This is a genomic window from Sphingobium sp. SJ10-10 (assembly GCF_036038995.2).
Classification (GTDB): Bacteria; Pseudomonadota; Alphaproteobacteria; order Sphingomonadales; family Sphingomonadaceae; genus Sphingobium.
Map to the genome: position 1 here is coordinate 1,303,641 of NZ_CP158132.1, position 26,309 is coordinate 1,329,949.

Here is a 26,309-nt window from a genome sequence, read left to right on the forward strand (position 1 = left end):
CTCATCGCAAAGATAATCGGACATGCGGATCCTGACAGTCACAGGGGCAGCACCAGCCCCGGTCATCTGGTCAGCCGTGAAAATAGTCGTAAACCTGCTGCGCCACCGCCTTGGATACGCCGGGCGCCTTCAACAAATCTTCCAGCGCCGCGCTTTTCACGGCCTTGGCGGTTCCGAAATGCATCAGCAGCGCCTTCTTGCGGGAAGGGCCGATGCCGGGCACTTCGTCGAGCGAACTGACGGTGATCGCCTTGCTGCGCTTTTGCCGGTGCGCGCCGATGGCGAAGCGGTGCGCTTCGTCGCGCAGGCGCTGGAGGTAGAACAGGACGGGATGGTTGAGCGGGAATGATATCTCCCGCCCGTCCGGCATGTGAAAGACCTCCCGCCCCTCGCGGCCATGATGCGGCCCCTTTGCGATGCCGATCATGCAAACATCCTCTATGCCCATATCCTCCAGGATCGCGCGGGCGGCGGACAATTGCCCCTTGCCGCCGTCGATCAGCACCAGATCGGGCCATTCGCCGCCGTCGCGATCCGGATCTTCGCGGGCCGCCCGGCCAAAGCGGCGCTCGAACATCTCGCGCATCATCGCGAAATCGTCGTTGGAGGTTTCGGGATTCTGCATGTTGAACTTGCGATAGGCGTTCTTGCGGAACCCCTCCGGCCCGGCGACGACCATCGCGCCCAGGGCATGGGCGCCCTGAATATGGCTGTTGTCATAGATCTCGATCCGGTCGGGCACGCCGTCCAGCCCGAAGGCCTCGACCATCTCTTCCAGCACCTTGGCCTGCGTCGTGGTTTCCGCCAGCCGCCGGTCGAGCGCCTCCACTGCGTTGCGCTGCGCCTGCTTGATGAGGCGGGTGCGGTCGCCCCGCCGCGGCACCTCGATACGCACCCTGGAGCCGATGCGTTCGGTCAACGCCTGCGCCATCAGTTCGCATTCGGCGGGCGCGCGATCGGACAGGATCAGCTTAGGCGGCGGCACCTCTTCATAGAATTGCGCCATGAAGCTGCTGAGCACCTCATCCTCCGCCACCTCGGCGGTGTGGACGGGGAAGAAGCTACGATGGCCCCAATTCTGCCCGCCGCGGATGAAGAAGGCCTGGATGCACATCGACCCGCCCTTGGTCGCCAGCGCGAATATGTCGGCATCGCCCAGCCCCTCGGCGTTGATCGCCTGGCTGCCCTGGATAAAGGTCAGCGCCTTCAGCCGGTCGCGCAGCACCGCCGCCTGTTCGAAATCCATCGCGTCGGAAGCCGCCTGCATGGCCTCGCCCAGCTTCTTCTGCACCGCAGTCGATTTGCCGCCCAGAAAGTCCTGCGCATCCTGGACCAACTCAGCATAATGAGCGTCGTCGATCCGTCCGACGCAGGGCGCGGAGCAGCGGCGGATCTGATAGAGCAGACAGGGGCGCGAGCGGTTGGCGAAGAAGCTGTCGGTGCAGCTTCTGAGGAGGAACAGCTTTTGCAGCGCGTTGATGGTCCGCGTGACCGATCCGGCGCTGGCGAAGGGGCCGTAATAGCGGCCCTTATATTTGCGCGCCCCGCGATGTTTCTGCACACGGGGGAATTCATGATCCTCGCGCAGCAGGATGAAGGGAAAGCTTTTGTCGTCGCGCAGCAGGACGTTATAGGGCGGGCGGAAACGCTTGATGAGTTGCGCTTCCAGCAACAGCGCCTCAGCCTCGCTATTGGTGGTGACGATCGTCATGGAGCGGGTTTGCGCCACCATGCGCTGGAGCCGCTTTGGCAAGCGATCCACCTGGGTATAGTTGGTGACCCGGTTTCGCAGCGCCCGCGCCTTGCCGACATAAAGCACGTCGCCGCGCGCATCCTGCATCCGATAGACGCCGGGCCGCGTCGGCAGGGTCTTCAATGTGTTGCGGATCGCCTCCACGCCCGCATCGATATCGGGCTGGCTGCCGGTGACGGTAGAGGTGGCTTTGTCTTCGTAAAAACGATCGGGAGATTGAGGACCGGACATGCGGCAGAGATAGCGGTCCCGGCAGGGATCGCAATGGCGCCCGCCGATCAGCCTGACAAAATACGGCTGTTCGGGATGGGAAGCGGACTTTCAGTTTCCGTTCGCCCTGAGCTTGTCGAAGGGTCTTGCTGAGCGAAGGCGAAGCATGGAGCCTCGCGCCGCTCGGCTAAGGGCTTCGACTTGCCGAAGGCAAGTTTATCCTGAGCGCCTGCCTTGGCAGGCAGACGAAGGGCTCAGCCCGAACGGATAGCCCACGTCAGCAATTAGCGAATCCAAGCCATAGGCTGCTCTGGCGCCGATGGCTCAAACGGAAAGGGCCGGTGCGACAATCCGCACCGGCCCTTTTCCCGACCTTCAAACAGGTTTCAAACGCTAGGCCCAAGCCCCTTGATCGCGTCGTCGACCAATATCTTGTCGGCCTTGGCATCATGCCCCTGCGCGATCAGCGCCCCTGCTGCATTCGTCGCCGCAGTCACTGCCTTGGACCGGATATCGGCTATCGCCGCGCGTTCGGCCGCGCCGATCTTGTCTTCCGCCATCTTCTGACGACGCACGACCAGAGCGGCGGCGTTGGCCTTCGCATCTTCCAGCAACGTAGCCGCTTCATGCTCCGCCGACTTGCGCATGGCATCGGCTTCGCCCGCCGCCGCAGTCAGCTTGGCTTCATATTCCGCCTTGAGCGCTTCGGCTTCGGCTCGCAATTTGGAGGCTTCCTCCAATTGCGTCTTGATCTGCGCGATGCGGCCGTCCAGCGCGCCGCCGATCAGGCCGGGCACCTTCTTGAGCAGCAAAATGCCGATGAAGACCGCCATCGCCAGGCTGACCCAGGCCGTGGCGTCCATGCCGACCGCCTTTGGGTCGGTGTGCGGCGCCACGCCTTCATGGGCTACGGTGCCGACCGGCTCCATCCCTTCCGAATGGATTGCCTGATTCAGATGCGGGGCTTCCGCCTCACTATGCTGTGCTGCTGCCTCAGCCATGGGCCAGTGCCGCCTTTACTGCGTTGCGGGCTGCCTCGTCCGACGCGTCCACGCCGGAAATGCGAGCCACCATGTCGCGCGCTGCATCAGCGGCAACGGTTTCAATCTCTGCCATGGCCGCGTTGGACGCAGCCTTGATGCGGGCTTCGGCCGCGCCGATCTGGCCTGCGATTTCCGCATCTGCGGCTGCAAGCTTGATTTCGGAGGCCTTGGCCGCTTCCGCCTTCGCCTTCGCCAGCATGGCCTGAACGGCCCCACGGCTTTCGGCGTCACGGACGCGATAGTCCGCCTCCGCTTCATCGGCGCGGGCGAAAGCCGCCTTGGCGGCATCCAGATCGCCGGTGATCTTCGCGTCACGCGCATCGGCCGTCGCCTGAACCTTGGGCACCATGCCCAGGCCGATGACGAAGAAAACGAAACCGAAGGTCAGCAGCAGCCAGAAGATCTGCGATGCGTAGGTTTCGGCAATTTGCGCGATTTGAGGCATTTTTCGGTCCGTCCGATCAGGGCGCGGTCAATCAAAGGACGGGCATGGAGGCCATGACGGCGCTCCCTGCCCGACCCAAAGCGGCTTTTTAGGCCACGAACACCAGGATCATGGCGATAACGAACGCCAGCAGACCCAGAAGTTCCGCCGCGGCGAAACCGATGAACAGACGGCCCTGCTGACCGTCGGCAGCGCCGGGGTTGCGCAGCGCACCTTCGAGGAACGAGCTGAAGACGTTGCCCACACCGAGGGCGGCGATGCCCGCACCGATGGCGGCCAGGCCAGCACCGAGCAGCTTTGCGGCTTCTGCGTCCATGTCGTAAACTCCCTTTTCTAAACTCTAGTCAAACGTTGAGGAACTAACGGAAATTCTTAGTGCAGGTTCTCGGCATCGTTGATGTAGACCGAGGTCAACAGCGCGAACACATAGGCCTGGATCACCGCCACCAGCACTTCCAGGGCGCTGATGCCGATCATAAGGATGAAGCTGGCGCTGCCGACCGTGAGGCCATAGCCGACGCCCGCGTTCGATGCGTTGATGACGAAGCCCGCCAGCACCTTGAGCAGGACGTGACCGGCGGTCATTGCAACGAACAGTCGCAGACCAAGGCTGAACGGACGCACCATGAACGAGATCAGCTCGATCGGGAAAATGACCGGGATCATCGGCAGCGGCGTGCCGTGCGGCACGAACAGCGAGAAGAAGTGGAGCCCATGCTTCCAGAAGCCAACCCCCAGCACGATCGAGAAGCTCATGATCGCGAGCACGCCGGTCGCGGTGAAATGGCTGGTGAAGGTGAAGGGGTGCAGGCCGACCAAGCCCAGCGGCAGCAGGCCGAGCAGATTCGCCAGCAGGATGAACATGAACAGCGAGAAGACGTAAGGAATGTACTTCTTGCCGCCCTCACCCACATTGGCGATCAGCAGGCTCTTGATGAAGCCGGTCATATATTCGACCGCCATCTGCCAGCGGCCGGGGACCAGTTCCCGCTTCATCCCGCCGACGACGAAGATCCACAACACCACGGCGGCGGCCACCATATAGAGCGCGCTGTTGGTGAAGGCGATGTTGAAGCCGCCCAACGACAGATGATCCGTACCGAATAACGGTTCGATCGCAAACTGATGCATCGGATCGATTTTGCCGGATTGTGCCACGCTGGACCCCTGTAACGTCATTGCATTCGGACTAAGACAAAAGCGTCCCTATTGGTCGGGACGCTTCGTCGTCGTCAATCTGATGATGTTCCTGAACGCCGCCACGATCCCAAGACCGAGGAATGCCAACAGGAGCCATGGGGATGTCCGCAGAAAGTAGTCCAGAGTCCCACCAACCACAGCACCGCCAGCAAGACCGCCGATCAGCTCCGCGAGAACCCTGTTGCCCAGGCGCGACCCATCGTCCGCCTGTTGCACCTGTGTCCCCTGTCTGACCTTTTCGGCGTGTTCGGCCTGCGCGATCCGCTCCTCCAAAGAAGTGATCCGCGCATCTTCCCCCGCCGGGTCCTGCCCCGGTGCATCCGCCGCCATCGACCATCCTTTCCGTTAAGGCTTTCAAACCCAACGTCAGGCGGCATGGCGCTTGCGGCTGCACCCGTCAAGGCGCGGCCCGTTTAGAAAGGGCTTTCGGGAGTGTCAACCGTCGATGGGCAGGAGAATTTCCCGTCCAGACGAAGCTGGGTCAAAAGTCCACTAGCGCGGCGGAAATCAGCCAGCCGTCGCGCAATAGGAGGGCAATGCGATCGGCCCGGCCCCCTTGGTCTGCCACGCACCGGCGCCGATGCGGTAGACCTGGCCCTGCTTCACCCGGCTGCTGAGCGTCTGGCATCCGGTCGCGGCGGCGACATCCTGCACAGTCACGCCACGCTTGCCTGCGAGGTCGGTATAAACGGCCCGGCGCTTGATATTGATCGATTCGACTTCCGAACGCACCGCGTCGCTCACCGAACCGGCAATGCCGAGATAGCCGTCGGCCTGTTCGCCCACCGCGCCCGACGCCATGGCGGCAGCGACGACGCCCGACTGCGCGCGCGCCGGAGAGGTCATGACCAGCCCGGTCGCCAGCGCGACCGCGGCAGAGGCGGCGATCATCAAAAACTTGCGTGTCATTGCGGGAACAACTCCGGGTTATTCTGGATCAAATCCTGCGCATCGCGCTGCAGGCGGACGACGACTTCCTGCTGTATCTTCACATGGAGGTTGATTTCGATCGGCTTGTCCGGAGCCTTCACCTGGATGCAGCCCCCCAAGGCCAAACCGGCGAAACCCGCCGTCATGATCATTCGCTTCTTCATTTCTGCTCCCCGTTTCGCATAGTTTCGCTTTCGGCAGGCTGAACTGCAACCCCGCCCTCACCCATTTTCAGGCGCATCTTCTCCTGCATCTGGTCGCCAATGCTGTTTTGTATGAGCGTTGATGGGTCGATAAAGGACTGCGCCGTCCCCAGCAGCCCGCGGAAGGGCGCCGCGATCCGCACGTTGAAGATGAAGGGCAGGCCCGTGAAATTGCGCGCCAGACCTGCGGGCGCTCCACCGATCTGTCCGCGATTGACACCATTGAAGACGACATTCGTCACCATCTCGCCGTCCAGCGCGCCGTCCATCAATATGGTGAGACATTTATATTGCAGATTCTTGAGCGCATCGAAGGCCAGCCGCCCCATTGCGCCCAGTTGCTCGTTCGACACCGGCCCGACATAGGACAATGTACCCGACTGGCGCGTGGGATCGCAGGGAATCACGGGCAAGACTCCCTCGGGCATCATCAGGGGCGGCATGCCCTGCTGACGAGCGGTCAATACGCCGCCCGCCACGCGTCCGCCCTGCGCGTTGAAGATCAGAGGCATGATGCCGTCGAATGTGCCTGTCGCGGAGATGTTCTTGAGGTCCATCGCCTGAATGAAGGCTCCCGCATCCAGTCCGATGACCCGGAAAGTCAGGTAACGGTCGACATCCGCGCTGAAATCCATGGTGGTCGGCAACAGCACCAGTTGCCCGCCCGAAAAGGGCCAGCCGCCCCCTTCGATCCGCACCTTCTGCCCGGCCTCCAGCCGATAGCGCACTACGCCGTCCCGAACCTCCACGCCCGGATTGACGACCCTGATTCGCATCTCCTGCCCCGGCGCGCTGACCAGGCCGAGCAGATCGGTGAAGCGCAATTCTCCGGACAATCCCTCGACCGGACCGAAGGCGGCGGCCAGATTGGCGTTGTCGGTGCGGAACAGGCCGTCGCTGGTCACATGCGTGCCGTCCCAGCGTATATGTCCCTCTCCGCTGACCGTCGCCGTCACATTGGCCACGACACCGAGCGCCAGCCGGGTCACATCCTCCGGCTGCAAGGCGGGACCAAAGGACAAGGCAGGCACGGCCAGATCGGCCTTGCCCTTCCCGCTGCCCAGATCATGCGAAATCACGGCCCGGGCGACCAGGCCATCATTGCGCGGCGCCCGCAACGAACCCGTCGCCGCGATCCGCCCCTCCTTCAGCATCAGCGCGAAATCGGGCACTTTCAGCGGCTCGAACCGCCCCGGCGCCTGCGCGTCGCGGACCGTCAGCCCTGCCACCAGCTTGAGCGCTCCGGCTGCGAAGCTCCATTGGCCGGCGCCATTTTCGACGATCAGCGGCACGGCGCCGATCCTGCCACCCGCGCCCGTCAGAGTGCCGCCAAAGCCCTTGCCCGCAACCTTGCCTTCCAGCGTCGCGGCGGTCAGCCGGACCGGCGCTTCCCCTGATCCGATAGACAGATCGGCGTTGGCGATCGCAAAACCTTCCCGTCCGATGGCGATCCGCGCCCGGTCGGCGGCAAGGCGCATCGGACTATCCCCGCTCTTGCCCGCCAGAGCCAGATTGCGGATTTCCGCGCCGCCCCCCACGCCGGAAGGTCCGGCAGCGAATAGCGGCCCTTGACCGATCGGGCATAGGGTCTGCCGGGTTCGCCCGAGCGAGAAACTGCCATAGCGCGCCTCGATCAGGGAGACCGGCACGCAATGCGGATTGACCGCCAGCGAGCCATCGGCGCTCCATCGCCCCTCGACCGGCGCCACCAGTCCCCGCAGCCGTCCATCCGGAAGCGGCCCGTCGAGCCGCACCGTGGTGGAGAATCGCGTGTCCCCCTTCGGTCCGGCTACGAAGTGCACTGGCTCCAGCGACAATTTAGCTTCGCCCGCCGCATAGGGTTCGAGGAACAATTGCCCGCCAAAACCGCCGCCCGGCCGCCGCCCCAGCCGCAAAGCCGCCTTGGGCAGTCCGCCGCCTTCCGTCGTTATCGCTCCGTCAAGCGCCCAGTCGATCGCCATGCCACCCTTGCCCGGCCAGCCGATCGTCACGCGTCCGTCACCCGGAATCGTCGCCCGCGCACCGCTGCGCGCCGAAAAGCGGGTGTCGGTCAGGACCAGACTGCCGCCCTTCCCGCGCTGAGCGAAGGCCAGGGTAGTTTGCAGGACATTATCCTCACCCGCCCGCCGCACGGCATCGGCCAGCCGCGCCGCCAGCGGCTCTACCGGCGTCCCTGCTGTCGATTCGCGCGCCCCGGCCAAGGGATCGCGTCCGGCCAGGCGCAACTGCCGGGCCGACAGACGTCCTTGCAGAGCCGCCCCATCCTTGCCGACATGCCAGGCGCCCTGGAGATCGGCAGGCCCGGCCAGGGCACCCGCCCCCGACAGCGCGGTCGCCTTGATTCGCACCCTTCCCGCCGTCACCGCGGCCGTCCCGTCGAAATCGATCCGGCCCGAAGGCTGCGCCAGAACCATCCCGTTGGATTTGAGCGCCTCGCCCGCCAGATCGACATGGCCGCTCCAGCGATCCAGCGCCTTGCCCAGCCAGACATCCACATCCGCCGCCGGTTTCGCCATGGCCGTGCCCGCATCGCGGCAGGCCAGCGCTTCGCCCCGCACCGGCCCGGAGAGGTGCGGACGTCCATCCCGCATCGCGACATCCAGCATCGCCCGCATATCGGCCAGGCCGCAGCCCTTGCTTCCGGCATTGGGCATCGCCGCCGCCAGCCTGCCGCGGAAACCCGACCGCAAATTCCCCTGGCCGTCGATCTGCATGCCGACAAGCCCCGCGTCGGTATCCAGCCGCAACCGCGCATCCTTCAACCCCAGCACGATGTCCGGCAAGCTGAACGGCGCTGTGGACCGGGGATCACGGAACTTGTCGATCTCTCCCAGGTTCAAGGCGCCATTGCGCAGCGAACCGCGCATCCGGACACCCCCGGCCCGTACCGCCGCCACCTGCGGCGTCAGCCCGGTGAAGGCGATGTCGACCTCCACCCAGCGCGCGGTCAGATCGGGACGGGCGGGATTGCCCAGCACGATATTCTCGATACGCTGGGTGCGCAGGCCGATATTCGTCAGGTCATAGCTGCCTTCCACCCCGCGCCTGTTGAGTTCGCGGCTGATGAAATTTTCGGCTATGGGCGCACGCTGCGTCCACAGCGCGGCGAGGATCAGCGCGAGCGATCCCGTCCCCACTCCAAGCCAGCGGAGCCAGCCCCGGCGAATCTCCTTTTCGCCGTCTTCATCATCCATGCCTATGGCCAACCCCGGCTTTCAAACGCGCTGTTAAGTCCGTAACGCCTGCACAACGTCCGATCACCCCTAAATATCCTTGCTCGATAAATGCGCAATGAATAGCGTCGCGCTCCGCGAACGGGGGACGGGTAAGATATTGCCGGAAAAGGATTTGAAGACCGCCCATGACGGCGCAGGGCATCGCGCGAGGCTGCGTCAGAAACTGGCGGACAGCGGCGGCGAGGCGCTGCACGACCATGAGTTGATCGAATATCTGCTGGCGCTCGCCATACCCCGCCGCGACACCAAGCCGCTGGCCAAGGCGCTGCTGCGGGAATTTGGCGGGATCGGGGGGCTCATGACGGCGGATTGGCGGGCGATCGCCCGCATTCCCGGCATGGGTGACACCAGCATAGCCGCGATCAAGATCGTCCAGGCGACGATGCTGCGGTCGCTGCGGAATGAGGTGGCGGAAAAGCCGGTGCTGGCGAGTTGGCAGGCGTTGCTGGACTATCTGCGCGCCGACATGGCCTTTCTGACGGTGGAACGGGTGCGGGTGTTGCATCTCAACAGCCGCAACATGCTGATTCGCGACGAACATATGGGTGACGGATCGATCGACCAGGCGGCGATCTATACTCGGGAGGTTATCCGACGCGCTATCGACCTCGGTTCAGCGGCGTTGATCCTGGTGCATAATCATCCCAGCGGTTCTCCCGAACCCAGCCGTCAGGATATAGAGATTACCCGTCAGATCGCCGAGGCAGGCAAAAGGCTGAACATCGCGGTGCATGACCATATCATCATCGGATCACAGGGACATAGCAGCCTGCGCGCCAAGGGGTTGATTTAGAGATCGCGTCTCGCTTGACCTGAAGGGGTGGAGAGTGGACTTTGAGTTTCCGTTCGCCCTGAGCTTGTCGAAGGGCTCTGCTGAGCGAAAGCGAAGCATGGGAGCCTCGCTCCGCTCGGCTGAGGGCTTCGACTTGCCGAAGGCAAGTTTATCCTGAGCGCCTGCCTTGGCAGGCAGACGAAGGGCTCAGCCCGAACGGATCCCACGTCCCCTATTGGCCAACACCGCCACCCCTTCAAAACAACTTATAGGCAGGCTTCCGCACTTCCGGATAAAGCTCGGCCGAGAGGATCGTGCCGACCCGGATATCGACGTTCAGAAAATCGTCGAAGCTGATGATGTCGGCGGCCGTTGCCGCAGGATCATGATTCAAGTGCATGGCGGCATGCTAATGCCGACCATCAGGCAAAGTCGAGAGAGGCTGCCACGCCCCTCTGCGACCTCACCCAAAACAAGATGGCCGGATTATTCCAGTTCCAGGATGATCGCGTCGACCGGCAGGCTTTCGCCCTGCGCGGCGGAGACGCTCTTCACCGTGCCCGCCTTTTGCGCGCGCAGGATATTCTCCATCTTCATCGCCTCGATCACCGCAAGCGGCTGGCCGATCTCGACCTTATCGCCTTCCTTGACATTCAACGCGACCAGCAGGCCTGGCATCGGGCAGATCAGGAAGCGTGACAGATCCGGCGGGATCTTCTCGATCATATGCTTCGCATGCACCGCCGCATGGGCAGGCAGGACGCGCAGCTTATGGCTCGCGCCATGAGCGGTCAGCACGAAGCCCGAGCGTACCGGCGCGATCTTCACCGCCAGTTGCTCCTCACCGAACTCCGCCTCGATCAGCCGGTCGCCAGGGGTATACTCCAGCGCCAGCTCGATCGCATCGCCGTCCACGGTGACATCGTCGCCGTTGATCACGACGTCATGGATCGCGTCCCCGATCTTCACCTGCCAGTCGGTCGGTGGAGCAAGACGCTTGCCCAATTGCCCCTCGATCCGGCGAGCGCGATCCGCCTGCGCCATGGCGGCAAAGGCGCCAATGGCCGACAGCCGCTTCAACAGCGTTTCGGAAGCCGGGGCGCCGATGAAGCCCTCGGGATATTGCTCCGCGATGAAGCCGGTGGTGATGTTGCCCGAGCGGAACCGCTCATGCTGCATCAGCGCGGAGACGAAATCGATATTGTGGCCGGGGCCTTCGATCTCGAACTGGTCGAGCGCCGTGATCTGCTTGTCGATCGCTTCGAGGCGCGTCGGCGCCCAGGTGATCAGCTTGGCGATCATCGGATCGTAGAACATGCTGACCTCGCCGCCTTCGACCACGCCGTCATCAACGCGCACCTTGGCTCCGGTTTCATCGGCTCCGGCTTCGGGCGGATTGTAGCGGATCAGACGACCCGTCGAGGGCAGGAAGCCGCGATAGGGGTCTTCGGCATAGACGCGGTTCTCGATCGACCAGCCGTTGATCTTCACATCCTCCTGCCGGAAGGACAGTTCCTCGCCATTGGCGACGCGAATCATCTGCTCGACGAGGTCGAGGCCGGTAATTTCCTCCGTCACCGGATGCTCGACCTGCAAACGGGTATTCATTTCCAGGAAGTAGAAGCCGTCGCCAGTCTTGTCCGCGCCCGACACGATCAGTTCGACCGTACCCGCGCTGAAATAGCCGACCGCGCGTGACAAGGCGACGCATTGCTCGCCCATCTTCTTGCGCATTTCGGGGCTGACGAAGGGCGACGGTGCTTCCTCGACCACCTTCTGATGGCGACGCTGGATCGAGCATTCGCGCTCGTTCAAGTAAACGATGTTGCCGTGCTGATCGCCCAATATCTGGATTTCGATATGGCGCGGGCTTTCGATGAACTTCTCGATGAACACGCGATCATCGCCGAAGCTGTTGAGCCCCTCGCGCTTGGTCGCCTCAAAGCCTTCGCGGACGTCCTGCTCGCTATAGGCCAGGCGCATGCCCTTACCGCCGCCGCCGGCCGACGCCTTCATCATCACCGGATAGCCGATTTCGTTGGAGATGCGGACGGCATGCTCCGTATCTTCGATCACGCCGACATAGCCGGGGACGACATTGACGCCGGCTGCCTTGGCGAGCTTCTTCGACTCGATCTTGTCGCCCATGGCGGCGATCGCGTTGGCGGGAGGGCCAACGAAGATGATGCCCTCGGCGTCCAGCGCCTTGCGGAAGCTCTCCCGCTCCGACAGGAAGCCGTAGCCCGGATGCACGGCATCGGCGCCGGTATCCTTGCAGGCCTGGATGATCTTCTCGGCAATCAGATAGGATTGGGCGGCGGGCGACGGGCCGATATGGACGGCTTCGTCCGCCATCAGCACATGCGGTGCGCGGGCGTCGGCGTCCGAATAGACCGCCACGGTCTTGATGCCCATCTTCCGCGCGGTGCGGATGACGCGGCACGCAATTTCGCCACGGTTCGCGATCAGGATCTTGGTGATTGCCATCTTTATCCTTGCCCCAGTCCTATTCCTCTCGGCCCATTTGGGCTGAGTTGCCGATGTCCGCCTTCCTGAAGAGAGCAGGCAGCCACCGGCATGTGTGTTGAATTATTCCGCCGCTTCCAGATGCCCATGCGGCTGCGCCATCATTGGTGTCAGGCCCAGCTTGCCGAGCAGAGCGGCGTCCTTGTCATCCCCGGCATTGGCCGCCGTCAGCAGCTTGTCGCCGGTGAAGATGCTGTTCGCGCCCGCCATGAAACAGAGCGCCTGACAGGCTTCGCTCATGCTCTCGCGTCCGGCGGACAGCCGCACCATCGATTGCGGCATCACGATCCGCGCCACGGCGACGGTGCGGACGAACTCCACCTCGTCGATACGGCCAAGCGGCGTGTCCTTGAGCATGTCGCCCAGCACGGTCCCGGCCACCGGCACCAGCGCGTTGATCGGCACGCTTTCGGGATGCGGCATGGTGGCGAGCGCATGGAGGAAGCCGATGCGATCCGAGCGCGTCTCACCCATGCCGACGATCCCGCCGCAGCACACATTGATGCCCGCGTCGCGGACATTTTCCAGCGTTTCGATCCGATCCTCGAAGGTCCGGGTGGTGATGACGTTGGCGTAATTTTCCGGCGAGGTGTCGATATTGTGATTATAATAATCCAGCCCCGCATCCGCGAGCTGCTTCGCCTGATCGGACGACAGCATGCCCAGCGTCATGCAGGTTTCCATGCCCATCTGGCGCACGCCCTTCACCATTTCGATGAGCTTGGGCATGTCCCGTTCCTTGGGATTGCGCCACGCCGCGCCCATGCAGAAACGGCCCGAACCATGATCCTTCGCCTGCGCCGCCGCCTGAAGCACGGCCTGCACATCCATCAGCTTGGTGGCTTTGAGGCCGCTTTCCGCCTCGGTCGACTGGCTGCAATAGCCGCAATCTTCCGGGCAGCCGCCGGTCTTGATCGACAGCAGGGTCGAAAGCTGCACTTCGTTGCGCGGGAAGTTCGCACGATGGATCGACTGCGCCTCGAACATCAGGTCGTTGAAGGGCAGGTCGAACAGCGCGGCAATCTCGTCGCGGGTCCAGTCAGTGCGAGCAGTGGTGGTCATTATGCGGCTTCCTCTAGCCCCGCCGGGGGCATGTTGTGGCCGAGGAGGCGCAGCACATCGGCGGCGCACTCCACGACGTTGGAGCCCGGTCCATAAATCCCTTGAACGCCCGCGTCACGGAGGAAGTCATAATCCTGCGGCGGGATGACCCCGCCCGCGATCACCTTGATGTCGTTGCGGCCCTTTTCCCGAAGCTGCTTGATGAGGTCGGGAATGAGCGTCTTATGTCCTGCGGCAAGCGACGAAGCGCCCACCACGTCCACGCCGCTCTCCAACGCCAACACCACCGTTTCGTCGGGCGTCTGGAACAGCGGACCCGACACGATGTCGAAACCCATGTCCCCAAAAGCCGACGCGATCACGTTGGCGCCCCGGTCATGACCGTCCTGCCCCATCTTGGCGATGAGGATTTTCGGCTTGCGACCGAGGCGCCGCTCGACGGCCTGCACCCCGTCAAGAACCTGTTTCCACCGGCTGTCCTGCGCATAAGGCTTGCCATAGACGCCCTTCACCGGCGTCGGCTGCGTGCCGTAGCGGTTGAAGCTGTCCTCCATGGCGGCCGAAATTTCGCCCAGCGTGGCGCGGGCGCGCGCTGCCTCGACGGCATGGGCAAGGAGGTTGTTTTCGATCGACTGCGGCCCCGCGGCGGCTGCGCGCAGCGCTTCCAGCGCGGCCTGACACGCTTCCTCGTCGCGCTCCGCCTTGACCCGGTTGATGCGGGCAATCTGTGCCTCGCGTACCTTGGTGTTGTCGACCTCCAGCGTTTCGAGCAGATCCTCGTTCGCCAGACGATATTTGTTGACGCCGACGATGACGTCCTCGCCCCGGTCAACGCGCGCCTGACGGGCGGCGGCGGCGGTTTCGATCATCGCCTTGGGCCAGCCTGCCGCGACTGCCTTCGCCATGCCGCCTTCGGCCTCGACCCGGTCGATGATCTCCTGCGCGGCGTCGACCAGTTGCTGGGTCAGCGCCTCGATATAATAGCTGCCGCCCAGCGGATCGACGACATTGCACATGCCGGTCTCTTCCTGGATGACGATCTGCGTGTTGCGCGCGATGCGGGCCGAGAAGTCGGTCGGCAGCGCGATCGCCTCGTCCAGCGCGTTGGTGTGCAAAGACTGCGTACCGCCCAGCATTGCCGCCATCGCCTCGATGGTGGTGCGCATGACGTTGTTATAGGGGTCTTGCTCGGTCAGCGACACGCCCGACGTCTGGCAGTGGGTGCGCAGCATCTTGGAGCGCTCGTCCTGCGCGCCGAGCTTCGTCATCACCCGATGCCACAGCACGCGGGCGGCGCGCAGCTTGGCGATCTCCATGAAGAAGTTCATGCCGATGGCGAAGAAGAAGCTGAGGCGCCCCGCGAACTTGTCGATGTCGAGGCCCGACGCCACGCCATAGCGCACATATTCCGCGCCGTCCGCGATGGTGAAGGCCAGTTCCTGCACCTGCGTCGCACCGGCTTCCTGCATATGATAGCCGGAGATAGAGATGCTGTTGAACTTGGGCATCTCCCGGCTGGTATAGCCGAAAATGTCGGAGATGATCCGCATCGAGGGTTCAGGCGGGTAGATATAGGTGTTGCGGACCATGAACTCCTTCAGAATGTCATTCTGAATGGTCCCGTCGAGCAGCTTGCGCTCGACCCCCTGCTCCTCGCCCGCGACGATGAAGAAGGCGAGGATCGGGATCACCGCGCCGTTCATGGTCATGGAGACGGACATCTGGTCGAGCGGAATGCCGTCGAACAGGATTTTCATGTCCTCGATCGTATCGATCGCCACGCCCGCCTTGCCGACGTCACCGACGACGCGGGGATGATCGCTGTCATAGCCGCGATGGGTGGCAAGGTCGAAGGCGACGCTGAGACCCTTCTGACCCGCCGCGAGGTTGCGGCGATAGAAAGCGTTGGATTCCTCCGCGGTCGAGAAGCCCGCATATTGCCGGACGGTCCACGGACGGCCCGCATACATGGAGGCGCGCACGCCACGCGTGAACGGCGCGAAGCCGGGAAGGCCCGGATCGACGGTCACATCCTGCGCCGTGTAGAGCGGCTTCACCGTGATCCCTTCCGGGGTTTCCCAGTTGAGATCCTTGCCCTTCACCTCCTTGGCGGCGGCTGTGGCCCACTGATCGATCGTGGGCTTTGGCGTTGGCTTCTCGGTCATATCAATGCGCGCCCTCTTTCGGCGTTTCCATGATTTCGGTCAGCACCCCGTTCATATCCTTGGGGTGGACGAAGAAGATCAGCGTGCCATGCGCGCCGATGCGCGGTTCGCCGAGCACCTTCTTGCCCAGCCCTTCGAACCAGCCCTTGGCTTGGATAATGTCAGGCACTTCATAGCACATATGATGCTGCCCACCGGCCGGGTTCTTGGCGATGAAGCCATGAATGGGCGAGTTCTCGCCTAAAGGCTCGATCAGTTCGATCTGCGTACCGTTGGTGCCATTTTCGCCCGGCGTATCGACGAAGCAGACCTTCACCCCCTGCGCTGGCAGGTCGAAAGGCTCGTGCGTGATCGTCGCGCCCATGACGTCGCGATAATAAGCGATGCTGGCTTCCAGCGAAGGCGTCGCGACGCCGATATGATTGAGACGGCCGAGTTTCATACTACTTCACCATTTTCGTCACCCCAGCGAAAGCTGGGGTCTCATGCCCCAAAAGCTCCGTCTGGCCGCCTGAGATCCCAGCCTTCGCTGGGATGACGGCCCGGGCCGTCACAACGGAATATTGTCGTGCTTCTTCCACGGATTTTCGAGGCTCTTGTTCCGCAGCTTGCGCAGGCCAAGGGCGATCCGCTTGCGGGTCGAATGCGGCTGGATCACCTCGTCGATGAAGCCCTTGCTCGCCGCCACGAAGGGATTGGCGAAGCGGTCTTCATATTCCTTGGTCTTTTCCGCGATCTCCTCGGGCGTCTTGCCGCGGAAGATGATCTCCACCGCGCCCTTGGCGCCCATCACCGCGATCTCGGCAGTCGGCCACGCATAGTTCAGGTCGCCGCGCAGATGCTTGGACGCCATAACGTCATAGGCGCCGCCATAGGCCTTGCGGGTGATGACGGTGATCTTCGGCACGGTCGCCTCGGCATAGGCGAACAGCAGCTTGGCGCCATGCTTGATGATGCCCGAATGTTCCTGCGCCGTCCCCGGCAGGAAGCCCGGCACGTCGACAAAGGTGACGATCGGAATTTCGAACGCATCGCAAAAGCGCACGAACCGCCCGGCCTTCTTGGACGAATTGATGTCCAGCACGCCCGCCAACACCATCGGCTGGTTGGCGATGATCCCAACGGTCTTGCCTTCGACCCGCCCGAAACCGCAGAGGATGTTCCCCGCATGGGCCGGCTGCACTTCGAAAAAGTCGCCCTCGTCCACCACCTTGCGGATCAGCTCATGCATGTCATAGGGCTGGTTCGCATTGGCCGGGATCAGCGTATCCAGGCTTTCCTCGATGCGATCCCACGCATCGGCGCTCGGACGCTCCGGCACCGGCTCCTTGTTGGAAGCGGGCAGGAAGTCCACGAAATCGCGCACCGCCAACAGCGCCTCAATGTCGTTCTCGAACGCCACGTCGGCCACGCCCGACTTGGTGGTGTGCGTCACCGCGCCGCCCAGTTCCTCCTGGGTCACGACCTCGTTGGTGACGGTCTTCACCACGTCCGGCCCGGTCACGAACATGAAGCTCGAATCCTTCACCATGAAGATGAAGTCGGTCATGGCGGGCGAGTAAACCGCACCACCCGCGCACGGCCCCATGATCACGCTGATCTGCGGCACCACGCCCGACGCCAGCACATTGCGCTGGAAAATCTCCGCATAACCGCCGAGCGAAGCCACGCCTTCCTGGATGCGCGCGCCGCCCGAGTCATTCAGGCCGATGACCGGCGCGCCGACCTTCATGGCGATGTCCATGATCTTGCAGATCTTCATCGCGTGTCGTTCCGACACCGCGCCGCCATAGACGGTGAAGTCTTGGCTGAAGACATAGACCAGCCGACCGTTGATGGTGCCCGATCCGGTGACGACGCCGTCGCCCGGAATGTGCTGCTCATCCATGCCGAAGTCGATGCAATTATGCTCGACATACATGTCCAGCTCCTCGAAGCTGTCCTCGTCCAGCAGCACTTCCAGCCGCTCGCGGGCCGTAAGCTTGCCCTTGGCATGCTGGGCGTCAATACGGCGCTGGCCGCCGCCCAGGCGCGCGGCATCGCGCTTGGCTTCGAGCTGTTCGATGATGGCGAGCTTCGACATATAAGGCTTCTCTCCGGCTTGTCGCGGACATCTTCGCCCGCCCCTTCCAATCTTTTCGCATTTTCGCAAATGCAATTTTGCTAATTTGCAAATTGCGACTTTGCAAATTATGGACGAATCATGGCTCGTGGCAATCGAATCTTCGCAGGTCCGCGCCTGCGCCAACTCCGCCTGGATCATCGCATGGACCAGGCGACCATGGCCCAGGCGCTGGGCATATCCGTCTCTTATCTCAGCCAGATGGAAAATGACGACCGCCCCCTCACCGCCAAGGTGAAGGCCGCGCTCGCCAGCGCCTTTCCCACCGACTGGGCCAGCTTCGACAGCCGGGAGGAGGAGCAGCTTCTTGGCGCCTTCACCTACGCCCTCGCCCATCCCGAACTGCCCGGCGCCGCGCTGGAACCGGAGCGGATCGAGAAGCTGCACCTGCAATTTCCGGAATTCGCGGCGCGCTATGTCGATCTCTACAACGCCCATATGCGCGCCAATGAACGCATCAACATGATCGAGGAGGCGATCGCCAACGATCATGCGGTCCAGGCCCGCTTGCCCTGGGAAGCCGCGCGCGACTGGTTCCATGAGGCGGGCAATTATGTCCACGCTCTCGACTGCCTGGCGGAAGACATGGCCGCCAGCTTCACCGCCGGCCAGACCCTGGACGAAGGCATGCTGGTCGAAGCGCTGGCCCGCCGCCACGGGATCGAGACGCTGATCGCGGAGACCCCGGATTCCGCGCTCCGCTCCTATACCAGCAGCGAGCGGCGCCTGTTCGTCAACGCCGCCCTGCCCACAGAAAGCCGCAAGTTCATGCTCGCCCACCAGCTCATGATGCTGGAGGGGCAGGCGGTCATCGCTGACGTGGTGAGCAAAGCGGCGCTGCCCGTCATGGGCGCCGACCGCCTGCTCGCCATCGGCCTCGGCAATTATGCGGCGGGCGCGTTGCTGATGCCCTACGCTCCATTCCGCGAAGCCGCTCGCGATGTTCGCCACGACATCGACCGTCTCGCCCGCCGCTTCGGCGTAAGCTTCGAACAGGCCTGCCATCGTCTTTCGACCCTCCAGCGGCCCGGCCTGCGCGGCATCCCCTTCTTCTTCTGCCGCGTCGACATGGCGGGCAACATCACCAAGCGCCACAGCGCCACGCGCCTGCAATTCGCGCGCTTCGGTGGCGCCTGCCCCTTGTGGAACGTCCATGAAGCGGTCGCCGTCCCCGACCGGATCAACATCCAGCTTGGCGAGACCCCCGATGGCGTGCGCTATGTCTCCATGGCGAAGGGGCTGGTGAAACCATCAGGCAGCTACAGCCGCACCCCGCGCCGCTTCGCGGTGGTGCTGGGCTGCGAAATCGCCCACGCGGCGAATTTCGTCTATGCCGACGGCCTGCAACTGGAGGTGGAGGGCGCCGCGACGCCGATCGGCATCACCTGCCGCCTCTGCCCGCGCCAAAGTTGCGACCAACGCGCCTTCCCTCCGGCCGACCGGCCCATCCACGTCGATCCCGATAACCGCCAGATCGTGCCCTACTGGATCGGCTAGGATGTTCCTGAACTGGGCTTGGAGAAGCAAATCGGATGGATAGCGGACAAAAGCGATGCGCTATTCCCCCAAAATCACATCCACCCCGGCGCGGGCATGGATGCTGGTGCCGTCATAGATCGGCAGCACATTCGCCTTCACGTCGACGATCATCTCCAGTTCCGTGCAGGCCAGGATCGCGGCCTGCACATGTTCCTTGGCGATGTCGGTCAGTTCGGACTTCATATAGCGCTCGGACTCGCGACTGACCTTGCCGATGGTCAACTCGTCATAGACGATCCGGTCGATCCGCTCGGCCAGTTCCATATCGGGCGGCAACAATGAAATGCCGTGCGCGACGAGCCGCTGGCGGTAGAATTTCTCGGTCATCACGTTGCGCGTGCCGATCAGCGCTGCTTTTTCGATGCCGTCCGACTGCATCTTGCGCCCGACCGCCTCGGCAATGTTGATGATCGGAATGTCGACGCCAGCCTGCACCTCGTCATAAACACGGTGCATGGAGTTGGCGCAGATCAGCAGCGCCGCTGCGCCGCCCTGCTCCAGCCGTCGCGCCGAAGCGGTCAGCACGTCCGCCGCATGGGTCCATTCCTCCTCGGTGGTGGAGCGGCCTATATCCGCGAAATCCAGGCTTTCGATCAGCAGCGGCGCGCTGTGCTGGCCGCCGCGGGCGCGATATACGGCCTGGTTGATGATCTGATAATAGCGCGCCGTCGACGTCCAGCTAAGACCGCCTATCAGACCGAGCTTCTTCATGAATCCGCTTACCCCAATGCGCCGACAAAGCCGGACAGGCCTGTCTCTCCCCTCAAATCGTTAGGGGCGGCGTCCCCCATCGGCAAGCCCCTTCCTGCCCGCCCCGCCGCAAAGGCGCGCGCCGAACAGGCTTCCCGCTGCGCCCGCCAGCCCACCGGCAACGGCCATCGCCATATTTTCCATCAGGAAAGCGGACGCCGCCACGGCCCAGCCGGCGAAGCCACCGACCAACGCCAGGGCAGGCTCCGTGCCCGCGCCCATGCCCCATTTCGTCAACCCTCGGCCCGCAAGCAGCGCGACTCCAACGCACGCCAGGAGCCAACCGATCTGAGGATTCGCGACAAAGACCGCGACACACCCGCCCGTCGCCAGCAGCATAACGCTCGCGACAAGAGGATATCCCGCCTGATGCACCGACCCGCGCCACAGGATCGTTACTGCCCCCCCGCAGGCCATCGCTCCCCACGCAACGGCCGTTCCGATCGCGACGGCGCCGTCGATGCGCAGCCGGTCCGTCACATCGTCCAGCAGGCCGAAAGCATGGGGATTGCGCCATGCTGCCGCTCCGATAAAAACCGCCGCCAGACCGGCCTGCCCGACCAGCCCGCTCAGCAGCGCCGGAAGCGCGGATCGCGGCAGGCCGCGTCCCAACGCCAACCCGACTGCGCCTCCGGTAATCAGCGCCGCGCAAATCTGCGGCAGGGCCATGACATCATGGCTGTAGAGCGTCACCGCACCGGCCACCGTCATCGCCGCCACAAGCGAACTGGCACCACGCCGCAGCCCGGTTCCAAACGGAGCCAGCAGGGCCGCCGCGAACAGCAACGCCGCAATCGACCAGCCGGTCAGAATCGTCGGATTCATACCCTCCATCACGGACGTGGCGGCGTGTCGAGCCGCCTCGCTGCCACGAAACCGCCGGATAGCCCCGCGCTGCCCATGACTATGCCGAGCAGCCCCAGCGTCCGCGCCGCCGCGCTGCCCGCCTCCGCCGAGACGATCAGGGCGCCGATCAAAATGGCGGATGACAGCATCTGAAGGATGGCCGCCAGCGCCCAGCCGTCATCCGGCCGCGCCCGCCATCCGACGACCATTCCAAAGCCACAGGCGGCCAAAAAGGAAATGAGGAGGAACAGGGTCATCTGTTCCTCCTCATTGCATGAAGTCGCCTGCGGTCAAGCCCCGTCACGCAGGACAAGACTGCCCCCGCGTCAGAGCAGTCGTTCGCTGACGACCTTGCCGCCCTGCGTCACGCGGATGGCGTTGCCGATTTCCTCATCCAGCACCGGCGCATTCTGATCCTTGTTCCAGAAGGCGGAGAGGAAATTATAGAGGTTGCGCGCAAACAAAGCGGACGCGTCTGCCGCAAGACGCGAAGGCACATTCTTGTGCCCGACGATCTTGACGCCATGCCGCTCGACCACTTCGCCCAGCACCGCGCCCTCGACATTGCCGCCCTGCTCGACGGCCAGGTCGACGATCACGCTGCCCGGCTTCATCGTCGCGATCTGCGCGTCGGAAATCAGGCGCGGCGCGGCCCTGCCGGGGATCAACGCCGTGGTGATGACGATGTCCTGCTTGGCGATATGGCCGGACACCAGATCGGCTTGCGCCTTCTGATACTCCTCCGACATTTCGGTGGCATAGCCGCCCTTGCCCTCGCCCTCTATGCCCGCAACGCTTTCCACGAAGATCGCCTTGGCGCCCAAGCTCTCGATCTGTTCCTTGGTGGCGGAACGCACGTCGGTCGCGGAAACCTGCGCGCCCAGGCGCTTGGCGGTCGCGATCGCCTGCAAGCCCGCGACGCCAACCCCCATGATGAAGGCCTTGGCCGGGGACACCGTGCCCGCCGCGGTCATCATCATCGGGAAGGACCGGCCATATTCGGCGGCGGCGTCCAGCACGGCCTTGTAACCGGACAGGTTGGACTGGGACGACAGGATATCCATCGACTGCGCGCGGGTTATGCGCGGCATGAACTCCATCGCCAGCGCTTCGAATCCCGCAGCGGCATAGGCATCGACCCGCGCCCGTTCCACGAAGGGATTGAGACCTGCGACGATCCAAGCTCCGGACTTGGCGCCCGCAATGCTGGCCGGGTCCGGCCCCTGCACGCCCAATATGATGTCGGCACCCGCCACGGTCGCGGCGCGGTCCGCCACGGTCGCTCCCATGGCGGCATAATCAGCGTCGGATATGGAGGCTGTCAGGCCAGCGCCCGCCTCCACCGCGACATCGGCGCCCAGCGCCTTGAACTTCTTGACCGTTTCCGGCGTACCCGAAACGCGGCGCTCACCCTCGGCAAGCTCCCTGACAATCGCTATTTTCATGGACATCCCCCTGCCGTCGCCCGCCTTAGCTGGCGATCAGCACCACGACCAAAGCGGCGACCACGGCACTGGCGATCGTTCCCCATTTCATAAGGGACACGAACCCTTCATAAGTCTGGGTTGCGCTGTTCAAATTCCCGTCCAAAGCCATGCACTGTCCCTCTCTGTTTCCGGAGCCGTATTTTTCCGAGCCGTTGACCGCGAAGGGTCAGGTTGAAAATGCTCCGGCCTGTTTCGTCGGCATCCTCTTATCGTCAAGCCCTCCCCCCCTCAAGTCGTGAGCGAACAAGAAAATCTTTTCGGTTAAGCCGGTCTTTACCCCTCCCCTCTACCTTTGGACGCCAGTTCGCATATGAGGGGTAAGATGGTGCGCGACGGCGTTCCGATGCTGATGTTGATCGATGACGAGCCGGCGCAGCGCAGGCTGGTTTCGGCTTTGGCCGCGCGCGCTGGATGGCGCACCATCTTCGCCAATGACGGCGATACCGCGATCGCGATGCTGGGCACGCAGGACGGCATGCGGCTCGACGCCGTGCTGCTCGACCAGTGGAGTCCGAGCTATGAGCCGACCGGCCTGATCCGCGAGTTGCGCGCCCGCCGCCCGGCTCTGCCCATCCTGATCCTGACCGCGCACAATAATGTCGCCGTCGCGGTGGAAGCGATGCGGGCGGGCGCCACGGACTATCTGGCCAAGCCGATCGCGCCCGAAAGGCTGCTCGCGGCCCTCAACGCCACGCTGAACGGCGATCATGGCAAGGGCGAGTTGCGTCCGCTCACCGAAAAAATCCCCGCTGCCCTTTCCTTCGAGGACGTGGTCGGCGCCGCGCCCCAATTTCGCGCCGCGCTCGCCATAGCGGCCAAGGCGGCCCGCGCCCGCGTGCCGGTGCTGATCGAAGGCGAGAGCGGCGTCGGCAAGGATGTGATCGCTCGCGCGATCCATGCCGCCTCCCCCCGCCATAAACAGGCGATGATCACCGTGAATTGCGGCGCCATTCCCGCCAATCTGGTCGAATCGGACCTGTTCGGCCATGAGCGCGGCGCCTTCACCGGCGCCTTCGAGCGACAGATCGGCAAGTTCGCCGCAGCCGACATGGGCACCATCTTCCTGGATGAAGTCAGCGAAATGCCGCTCGACGCGCAGGTGAAGCTGCTGCGCGTGCTGCAGGATGGCGAGGTGCAGCCGATCGGCGCGCGCCGCCCGATCCATGTCGACGTCCGCGTCATCGCCGCCACCAACAAGCGGCTGCATGATGAAATCGAGGCGGGCCGCTTCCGCGAAGACCTTTATTACCGCCTGAATGTGGTGCAGCTCACCATTCCGCCGCTGCGCGAACGTCTGGGCGATGTGCCGGCGCTCTGCCGCCATCTGCTCTCCCGCATCGCGATCCAGCCGGGGCTGCGTGGCCTGGGCCTGACCGACGATGCGCTGGCGCTGCTGATGCAGCATGACTGGCCGGGCAATGTCCGCCAGCTTCAGAACGCCCTGTTCCGCGCGGCCGTGCTGTGTGAGGGCGATGCCCTGACGCCGCAGGATTTCCCGCAGATCGCCGCCCATATCCGTAGCCGCGCCCATGGCGACACGCACCATGGCCGGCTGCGCGCCGTGCCCCAGCCGCATCGGGAGGCCGCCGGCATCACCCTGTTCGAAGGCGACGGCCATGTCCGCCAATTGGCCGAGATCGAGGCGGACGTCATCCGCCTGGCCATCGGTCATTATCGCGGGCGGATGACCGAAGTGGCTCGTCGGCTGGGCATCGGCCGCTCGACCCTCTACCGCAAGCTGGCGGAACTGGGGATCGACAGCGCCGCATGATCGCGTGACGGAAGTAGGGCGGACAGCCTCTTCCCGCCGTCGCCCCATCGCTCAACGATCGGCTGCAAAGTTGAAATGTTGCGGCGGCTATGCTTTGGGAGAGCGATGAAAAGAACCTCCCTTGCCGTCGCCCTGCCCCTCCTGCTGCTGGTCGCCTGCGGCCGCGCCGAACCTGTCGAGGATCTGCCGAGCCAGGAGGAGCTTGCCGCCGCCGCCAACGCGGCCGCGGCCAAGGCGATGGCCAGCGCCAAGGCCGACACCCCGGCCTCCCGCAATTACGTCAATGTCGAGCGCGGCTTTTCCATCACCTTCCCCGAAGGCTGGGAAAAGGACGCCGCCTCCAGCAATGCCGACGGCGTGGTTTATCAGGATCCCGGCGCAGGCGCGGATGTCCGCATCTTCTGGCAGAAGAAGGATGGGGACCAGACGCTGCAACAGATTGTCGAAACCGTGAACGAAGGTTCCGAAGGGGTCAGCGGCGATTATATCGGGAACAATGAATATCGCGGCACGGCCAATGACGGCGAGGGCAATAATGTCGCGCTGCGCCTTTTGAAACAGCCGGACGGCACCATCGTCACCGCCAGCTTCGTTTATCCCGAAATGCTGAGCGAGCAATATCAGACGATGGCGGAAAAGACGCTGGACAGCCTGCACATCTTCGCGCCCAAGGCCCAGACGCCGGAGGGTAGCGCGGCGGCGACGCCAGCGGCCAACGCCGCGACGCCCTGACGCCAGAGCGATTTAGCTGCGCTGGCCTTCGGCTCCAAGCGGTCGAAAACGCAGTTCGGCACAGCCAATCGATCGCCGGTTAATAAATCGCGTAAAATCAAAGAACTAAAGCGCGCCCTGCGTCCGATAGAACGCAGCGCGCTCTAAATTCCAAAGCCGACCGACAGAAACTCCGGAACCGGCCCGTTCCAGCCCTCGTCCGGACCGCTATCCACCGGCTCGGGCCGACGCGGACGGGCGCCATTGCCTTCGGGACGCGCCGCGCGAGGCTCTTCAGGGCGACGCTCTTCACGGCGCTGGTCGGGTTTGCGATCCTTCCGCCGGTCCCTGTCCGCCTTGCGCGGTTCATCGGCGCCGCGTTCAGCCGGAGCCGCAGCCGCCGGTGCATCGATCATCTCGATCTTCTGCTTGATCAGCTTCTGGATATTGTCGATCGCCTCGGCATCGTCCGCCGTCACGAAGGTATAGGCGACCCCCTTTGCCCCTGCCCGGCCGGTACGGCCGATGCGGTGGACATAATCGTCCGGATGCCAGGGCGCATCGAAGTTGAACACATGGCTCACGCCCTTGATGTCCAGCCCACGCGCCGCCACGTCCGACGCCACGAGGATATTCACCGTCCCCGCCCGGAACCGTTCCAGTTCCGCGATGCGCGCCGACTGGTCGATATCGCCGTGAATTTCGCCCGACTTGAAGCCATGGCGCTGAAGGCTCTTATTAAGGTCGCGCACCGTCGTCTTGCGGTTGCAGAAGATCACCGCGCTCAGCACATCCTCCGCTTCCAGCATCGCCCGCAGCGCTTCACGCTTCTTGCGCGAATCGACCTTCACCAGCCGCTGGGTGATGTTGATCGAGGCGGTCGCGGGCCGCGCCACCTCAATCGACTTGGGATTGCTCAGGAACCGATCCGCCAGCTTCTTGATCGGCGCTGGCATGGTCGCGGAAAACAGCAAAGTCTGCCGTTGGGCGGGCAGCTTGGTGCAGATTTCCTCGATGTCCGGGATGAAGCCCATGTCGAGCATCCGGTCCGCTTCGTCGATCACCAGCATGCTGCAGCCGTTGAGCAGGATCTTGCCGCGCTGGAACAGGTCCATCAGGCGACCGGGCGTCGCGATCAGCACGTCCACGCCCTTTTCCAGAGCCTTGAGCTGATCGCCCATCTGCACGCCGCCGATCAGCAGCGCCATGTTGAGCTTGTGATACTTCCCGTATTTCTCGAAATTCTCTGCCACCTGGGCGGCGAGTTCGCGCGTCGGTTCCAGGATCAACGATCGCGGCATCAGCGCGCGGGCGCGGCCATGCGCCAATATGTCGATCATCGGCAGCACGAAGCTGGCGGTCTTGCCTGTCCCCGTCTGGGCGATGCCGATAATGTCCTTCATCATCAGAACGGGCGGGATCGCCTGCGCCTGGATCGGCGTGGGCGTGTCATATCCGGCCTCGCTTACGGCCTTCAATAATTCGTCGGAAAGGCCGAGATCGGCAAAAGTCATTCAAATGTCCGGGACAGGAGGCTA

24 protein-coding genes and 1 pseudogene are annotated in these 26,309 nt (G+C 63.7%); 4 read left to right on the forward strand and 21 right to left on the reverse strand.

Annotation, left to right across the window (positions count from 1 at the left end; all coding sequences use genetic code 11):
- Positions 1-70 precede the first annotated feature (70 nt).
- From uvrC to VVT58_RS06225, 9 genes are all read right to left on the reverse strand, one after another.
- Positions 71-1,984, reverse strand: a complete 1,914-nt coding sequence (gene uvrC / locus VVT58_RS06185; RefSeq protein WP_327752117.1) for an excinuclease ABC subunit UvrC — start codon at positions 1,982-1,984, stop codon at positions 71-73.
- Positions 1,985-2,349: 365 nt separating this feature from the next.
- Positions 2,350-2,964, reverse strand: coding sequence for a F0F1 ATP synthase subunit B (locus VVT58_RS06190; RefSeq protein WP_327752116.1), 615 nt, complete (start codon positions 2,962-2,964; stop codon positions 2,350-2,352).
- Positions 2,957-3,451 carry an ATPase gene (locus VVT58_RS06195; protein ID WP_327752115.1) on the reverse strand — a complete coding sequence of 165 codons (495 nt, stop codon included), beginning with the start codon at positions 3,449-3,451 and terminating at the stop codon, positions 2,957-2,959. The genes VVT58_RS06190 and VVT58_RS06195 overlap by 8 nt, the downstream gene beginning before the upstream one ends.
- Positions 3,452-3,539: 88 nt before the next feature.
- Positions 3,540-3,767, reverse strand: coding sequence for a F0F1 ATP synthase subunit C (locus tag VVT58_RS06200; RefSeq protein WP_004207392.1), 228 nt, complete (start codon positions 3,765-3,767; stop codon positions 3,540-3,542).
- A gap of 56 nt (positions 3,768-3,823) precedes the next feature.
- Positions 3,824-4,609: a F0F1 ATP synthase subunit A gene (locus VVT58_RS06205; RefSeq protein ID WP_066561580.1), complete on the reverse strand. Its 786-nt coding sequence runs from the start codon at positions 4,607-4,609 to the stop codon at positions 3,824-3,826.
- Positions 4,610-4,657: 48 nt separating this feature from the next.
- A complete protein-coding gene (locus tag VVT58_RS06210) occupies positions 4,658-4,981 on the reverse strand; it encodes an AtpZ/AtpI family protein (protein ID WP_087574745.1) in 324 nt (107 codons plus the stop codon).
- Between the two features lie 177 nt (positions 4,982-5,158).
- Entirely contained in the window at positions 5,159-5,560 is a 402-nt protein-coding gene (locus VVT58_RS06215) for a YdbL family protein (RefSeq protein WP_066556160.1), read from the reverse strand.
- The gene (locus VVT58_RS06220) at positions 5,557-5,745 is read right to left on the reverse strand and encodes a YnbE family lipoprotein (protein ID WP_327752111.1); all 189 of its coding nucleotides are present in this window, start codon (positions 5,743-5,745) and stop codon (positions 5,557-5,559) included. The genes VVT58_RS06215 and VVT58_RS06220 overlap by 4 nt, the downstream gene beginning before the upstream one ends.
- Positions 5,742-8,978, reverse strand: a complete 3,237-nt coding sequence (locus VVT58_RS06225) for a YdbH domain-containing protein (RefSeq protein WP_327752110.1) — start codon at positions 8,976-8,978, stop codon at positions 5,742-5,744. Before VVT58_RS06225 ends, VVT58_RS06220 begins: the two co-directional genes overlap by 4 nt.
- Positions 8,979-9,075: 97 nt before the next feature.
- Between VVT58_RS06225 and radC the strand changes: the two genes are divergently transcribed.
- Entirely contained in the window at positions 9,076-9,813 is a 738-nt protein-coding gene (gene radC, locus VVT58_RS06230) for a DNA repair protein RadC (RefSeq protein WP_405053726.1), read from the forward strand.
- 241 nt (positions 9,814-10,054) lie between these two features.
- Here radC and VVT58_RS06235 read toward each other — a convergent pair.
- The 6 genes and pseudogenes from VVT58_RS06235 to VVT58_RS06260 form a co-directional block, all read right to left on the reverse strand.
- Positions 10,055-10,192 (reverse strand): annotated as a pseudogene (locus VVT58_RS06235) (tRNA-binding protein); the annotation flags it as partial.
- Positions 10,193-10,278: 86 nt separating this feature from the next.
- On the reverse strand, positions 10,279-12,279 hold the full coding sequence (locus tag VVT58_RS06240; RefSeq protein ID WP_327752109.1) for an acetyl/propionyl/methylcrotonyl-CoA carboxylase subunit alpha: 2,001 nt from the start codon (positions 12,277-12,279) through the stop codon (positions 10,279-10,281).
- 102 nt (positions 12,280-12,381) lie between these two features.
- Positions 12,382-13,380 carry a biotin synthase BioB gene (bioB, locus tag VVT58_RS06245; protein WP_327752108.1) on the reverse strand — a complete coding sequence of 333 codons (999 nt, stop codon included), beginning with the start codon at positions 13,378-13,380 and terminating at the stop codon, positions 12,382-12,384.
- Positions 13,380-15,545, reverse strand: a complete 2,166-nt coding sequence (scpA, locus tag VVT58_RS06250) for a methylmalonyl-CoA mutase (protein ID WP_327752107.1) — start codon at positions 15,543-15,545, stop codon at positions 13,380-13,382. The genes bioB and scpA overlap by 1 nt, the downstream gene beginning before the upstream one ends.
- A 1-nt stretch (position 15,546) precedes the next feature.
- Positions 15,547-15,987, reverse strand: a complete 441-nt coding sequence (gene mce, locus VVT58_RS06255) for a methylmalonyl-CoA epimerase (RefSeq protein WP_327752105.1) — start codon at positions 15,985-15,987, stop codon at positions 15,547-15,549.
- Positions 15,988-16,095: 108 nt separating this feature from the next.
- Positions 16,096-17,628: an acyl-CoA carboxylase subunit beta gene (locus VVT58_RS06260; RefSeq protein ID WP_327752104.1), complete on the reverse strand. Its 1,533-nt coding sequence runs from the start codon at positions 17,626-17,628 to the stop codon at positions 16,096-16,098.
- A gap of 120 nt (positions 17,629-17,748) precedes the next feature.
- Here VVT58_RS06260 and VVT58_RS06265 point away from each other — a divergent pair, with 120 nt between their 5' ends.
- Entirely contained in the window at positions 17,749-19,164 is a 1,416-nt protein-coding gene (locus VVT58_RS06265) for a short-chain fatty acyl-CoA regulator family protein (protein WP_066556135.1), read from the forward strand.
- A gap of 60 nt (positions 19,165-19,224) precedes the next feature.
- On the opposite strand, the gene VVT58_RS06270 is transcribed toward VVT58_RS06265, so the two are convergent.
- From VVT58_RS06270 to VVT58_RS06290, 5 genes are all read right to left on the reverse strand, one after another.
- The gene (locus tag VVT58_RS06270; protein WP_327752103.1) at positions 19,225-19,917 is read right to left on the reverse strand and encodes an amino acid racemase; all 693 of its coding nucleotides are present in this window, start codon (positions 19,915-19,917) and stop codon (positions 19,225-19,227) included.
- A gap of 60 nt (positions 19,918-19,977) precedes the next feature.
- Entirely contained in the window at positions 19,978-20,781 is an 804-nt protein-coding gene (locus VVT58_RS06275) for an NAD(P)(+) transhydrogenase (Re/Si-specific) subunit beta (RefSeq protein WP_327752102.1), read from the reverse strand.
- Positions 20,782-20,789: 8 nt separating this feature from the next.
- Positions 20,790-21,059, reverse strand: coding sequence for a proton-translocating transhydrogenase family protein (locus tag VVT58_RS06280; protein WP_327752101.1), 270 nt, complete (start codon positions 21,057-21,059; stop codon positions 20,790-20,792).
- 69 nt (positions 21,060-21,128) lie between these two features.
- Positions 21,129-22,247, reverse strand: a complete 1,119-nt coding sequence (locus VVT58_RS06285; protein WP_327752100.1) for an NAD(P) transhydrogenase subunit alpha — start codon at positions 22,245-22,247, stop codon at positions 21,129-21,131.
- 25 nt (positions 22,248-22,272) lie between these two features.
- Positions 22,273-22,398, reverse strand: a complete 126-nt coding sequence (locus VVT58_RS06290) for an aa3-type cytochrome c oxidase subunit IV (protein ID WP_327752099.1) — start codon at positions 22,396-22,398, stop codon at positions 22,273-22,275.
- 213 nt (positions 22,399-22,611) lie between these two features.
- On the opposite strand from VVT58_RS06290, the gene VVT58_RS06295 reads away from it, so the two are divergent.
- Both VVT58_RS06295 and VVT58_RS06300 read left to right on the forward strand, forming a co-directional pair.
- On the forward strand, positions 22,612-24,060 hold the full coding sequence (locus VVT58_RS06295; RefSeq protein ID WP_327752192.1) for a sigma-54 dependent transcriptional regulator: 1,449 nt from the start codon (positions 22,612-22,614) through the stop codon (positions 24,058-24,060).
- Between the two features lie 105 nt (positions 24,061-24,165).
- On the forward strand, positions 24,166-24,792 hold the full coding sequence (locus VVT58_RS06300) for a hypothetical protein (RefSeq protein WP_327752098.1): 627 nt from the start codon (positions 24,166-24,168) through the stop codon (positions 24,790-24,792).
- Positions 24,793-24,935: 143 nt separating this feature from the next.
- On the opposite strand, the gene VVT58_RS06305 is transcribed toward VVT58_RS06300, so the two are convergent.
- Positions 24,936-26,285 (reverse strand): DEAD/DEAH box helicase, encoded by a 1,350-nt coding sequence (locus tag VVT58_RS06305; RefSeq protein ID WP_327752097.1) that lies wholly within the window; start codon positions 26,283-26,285, stop codon positions 24,936-24,938.
- Positions 26,286-26,309 lie beyond the last annotated feature (24 nt).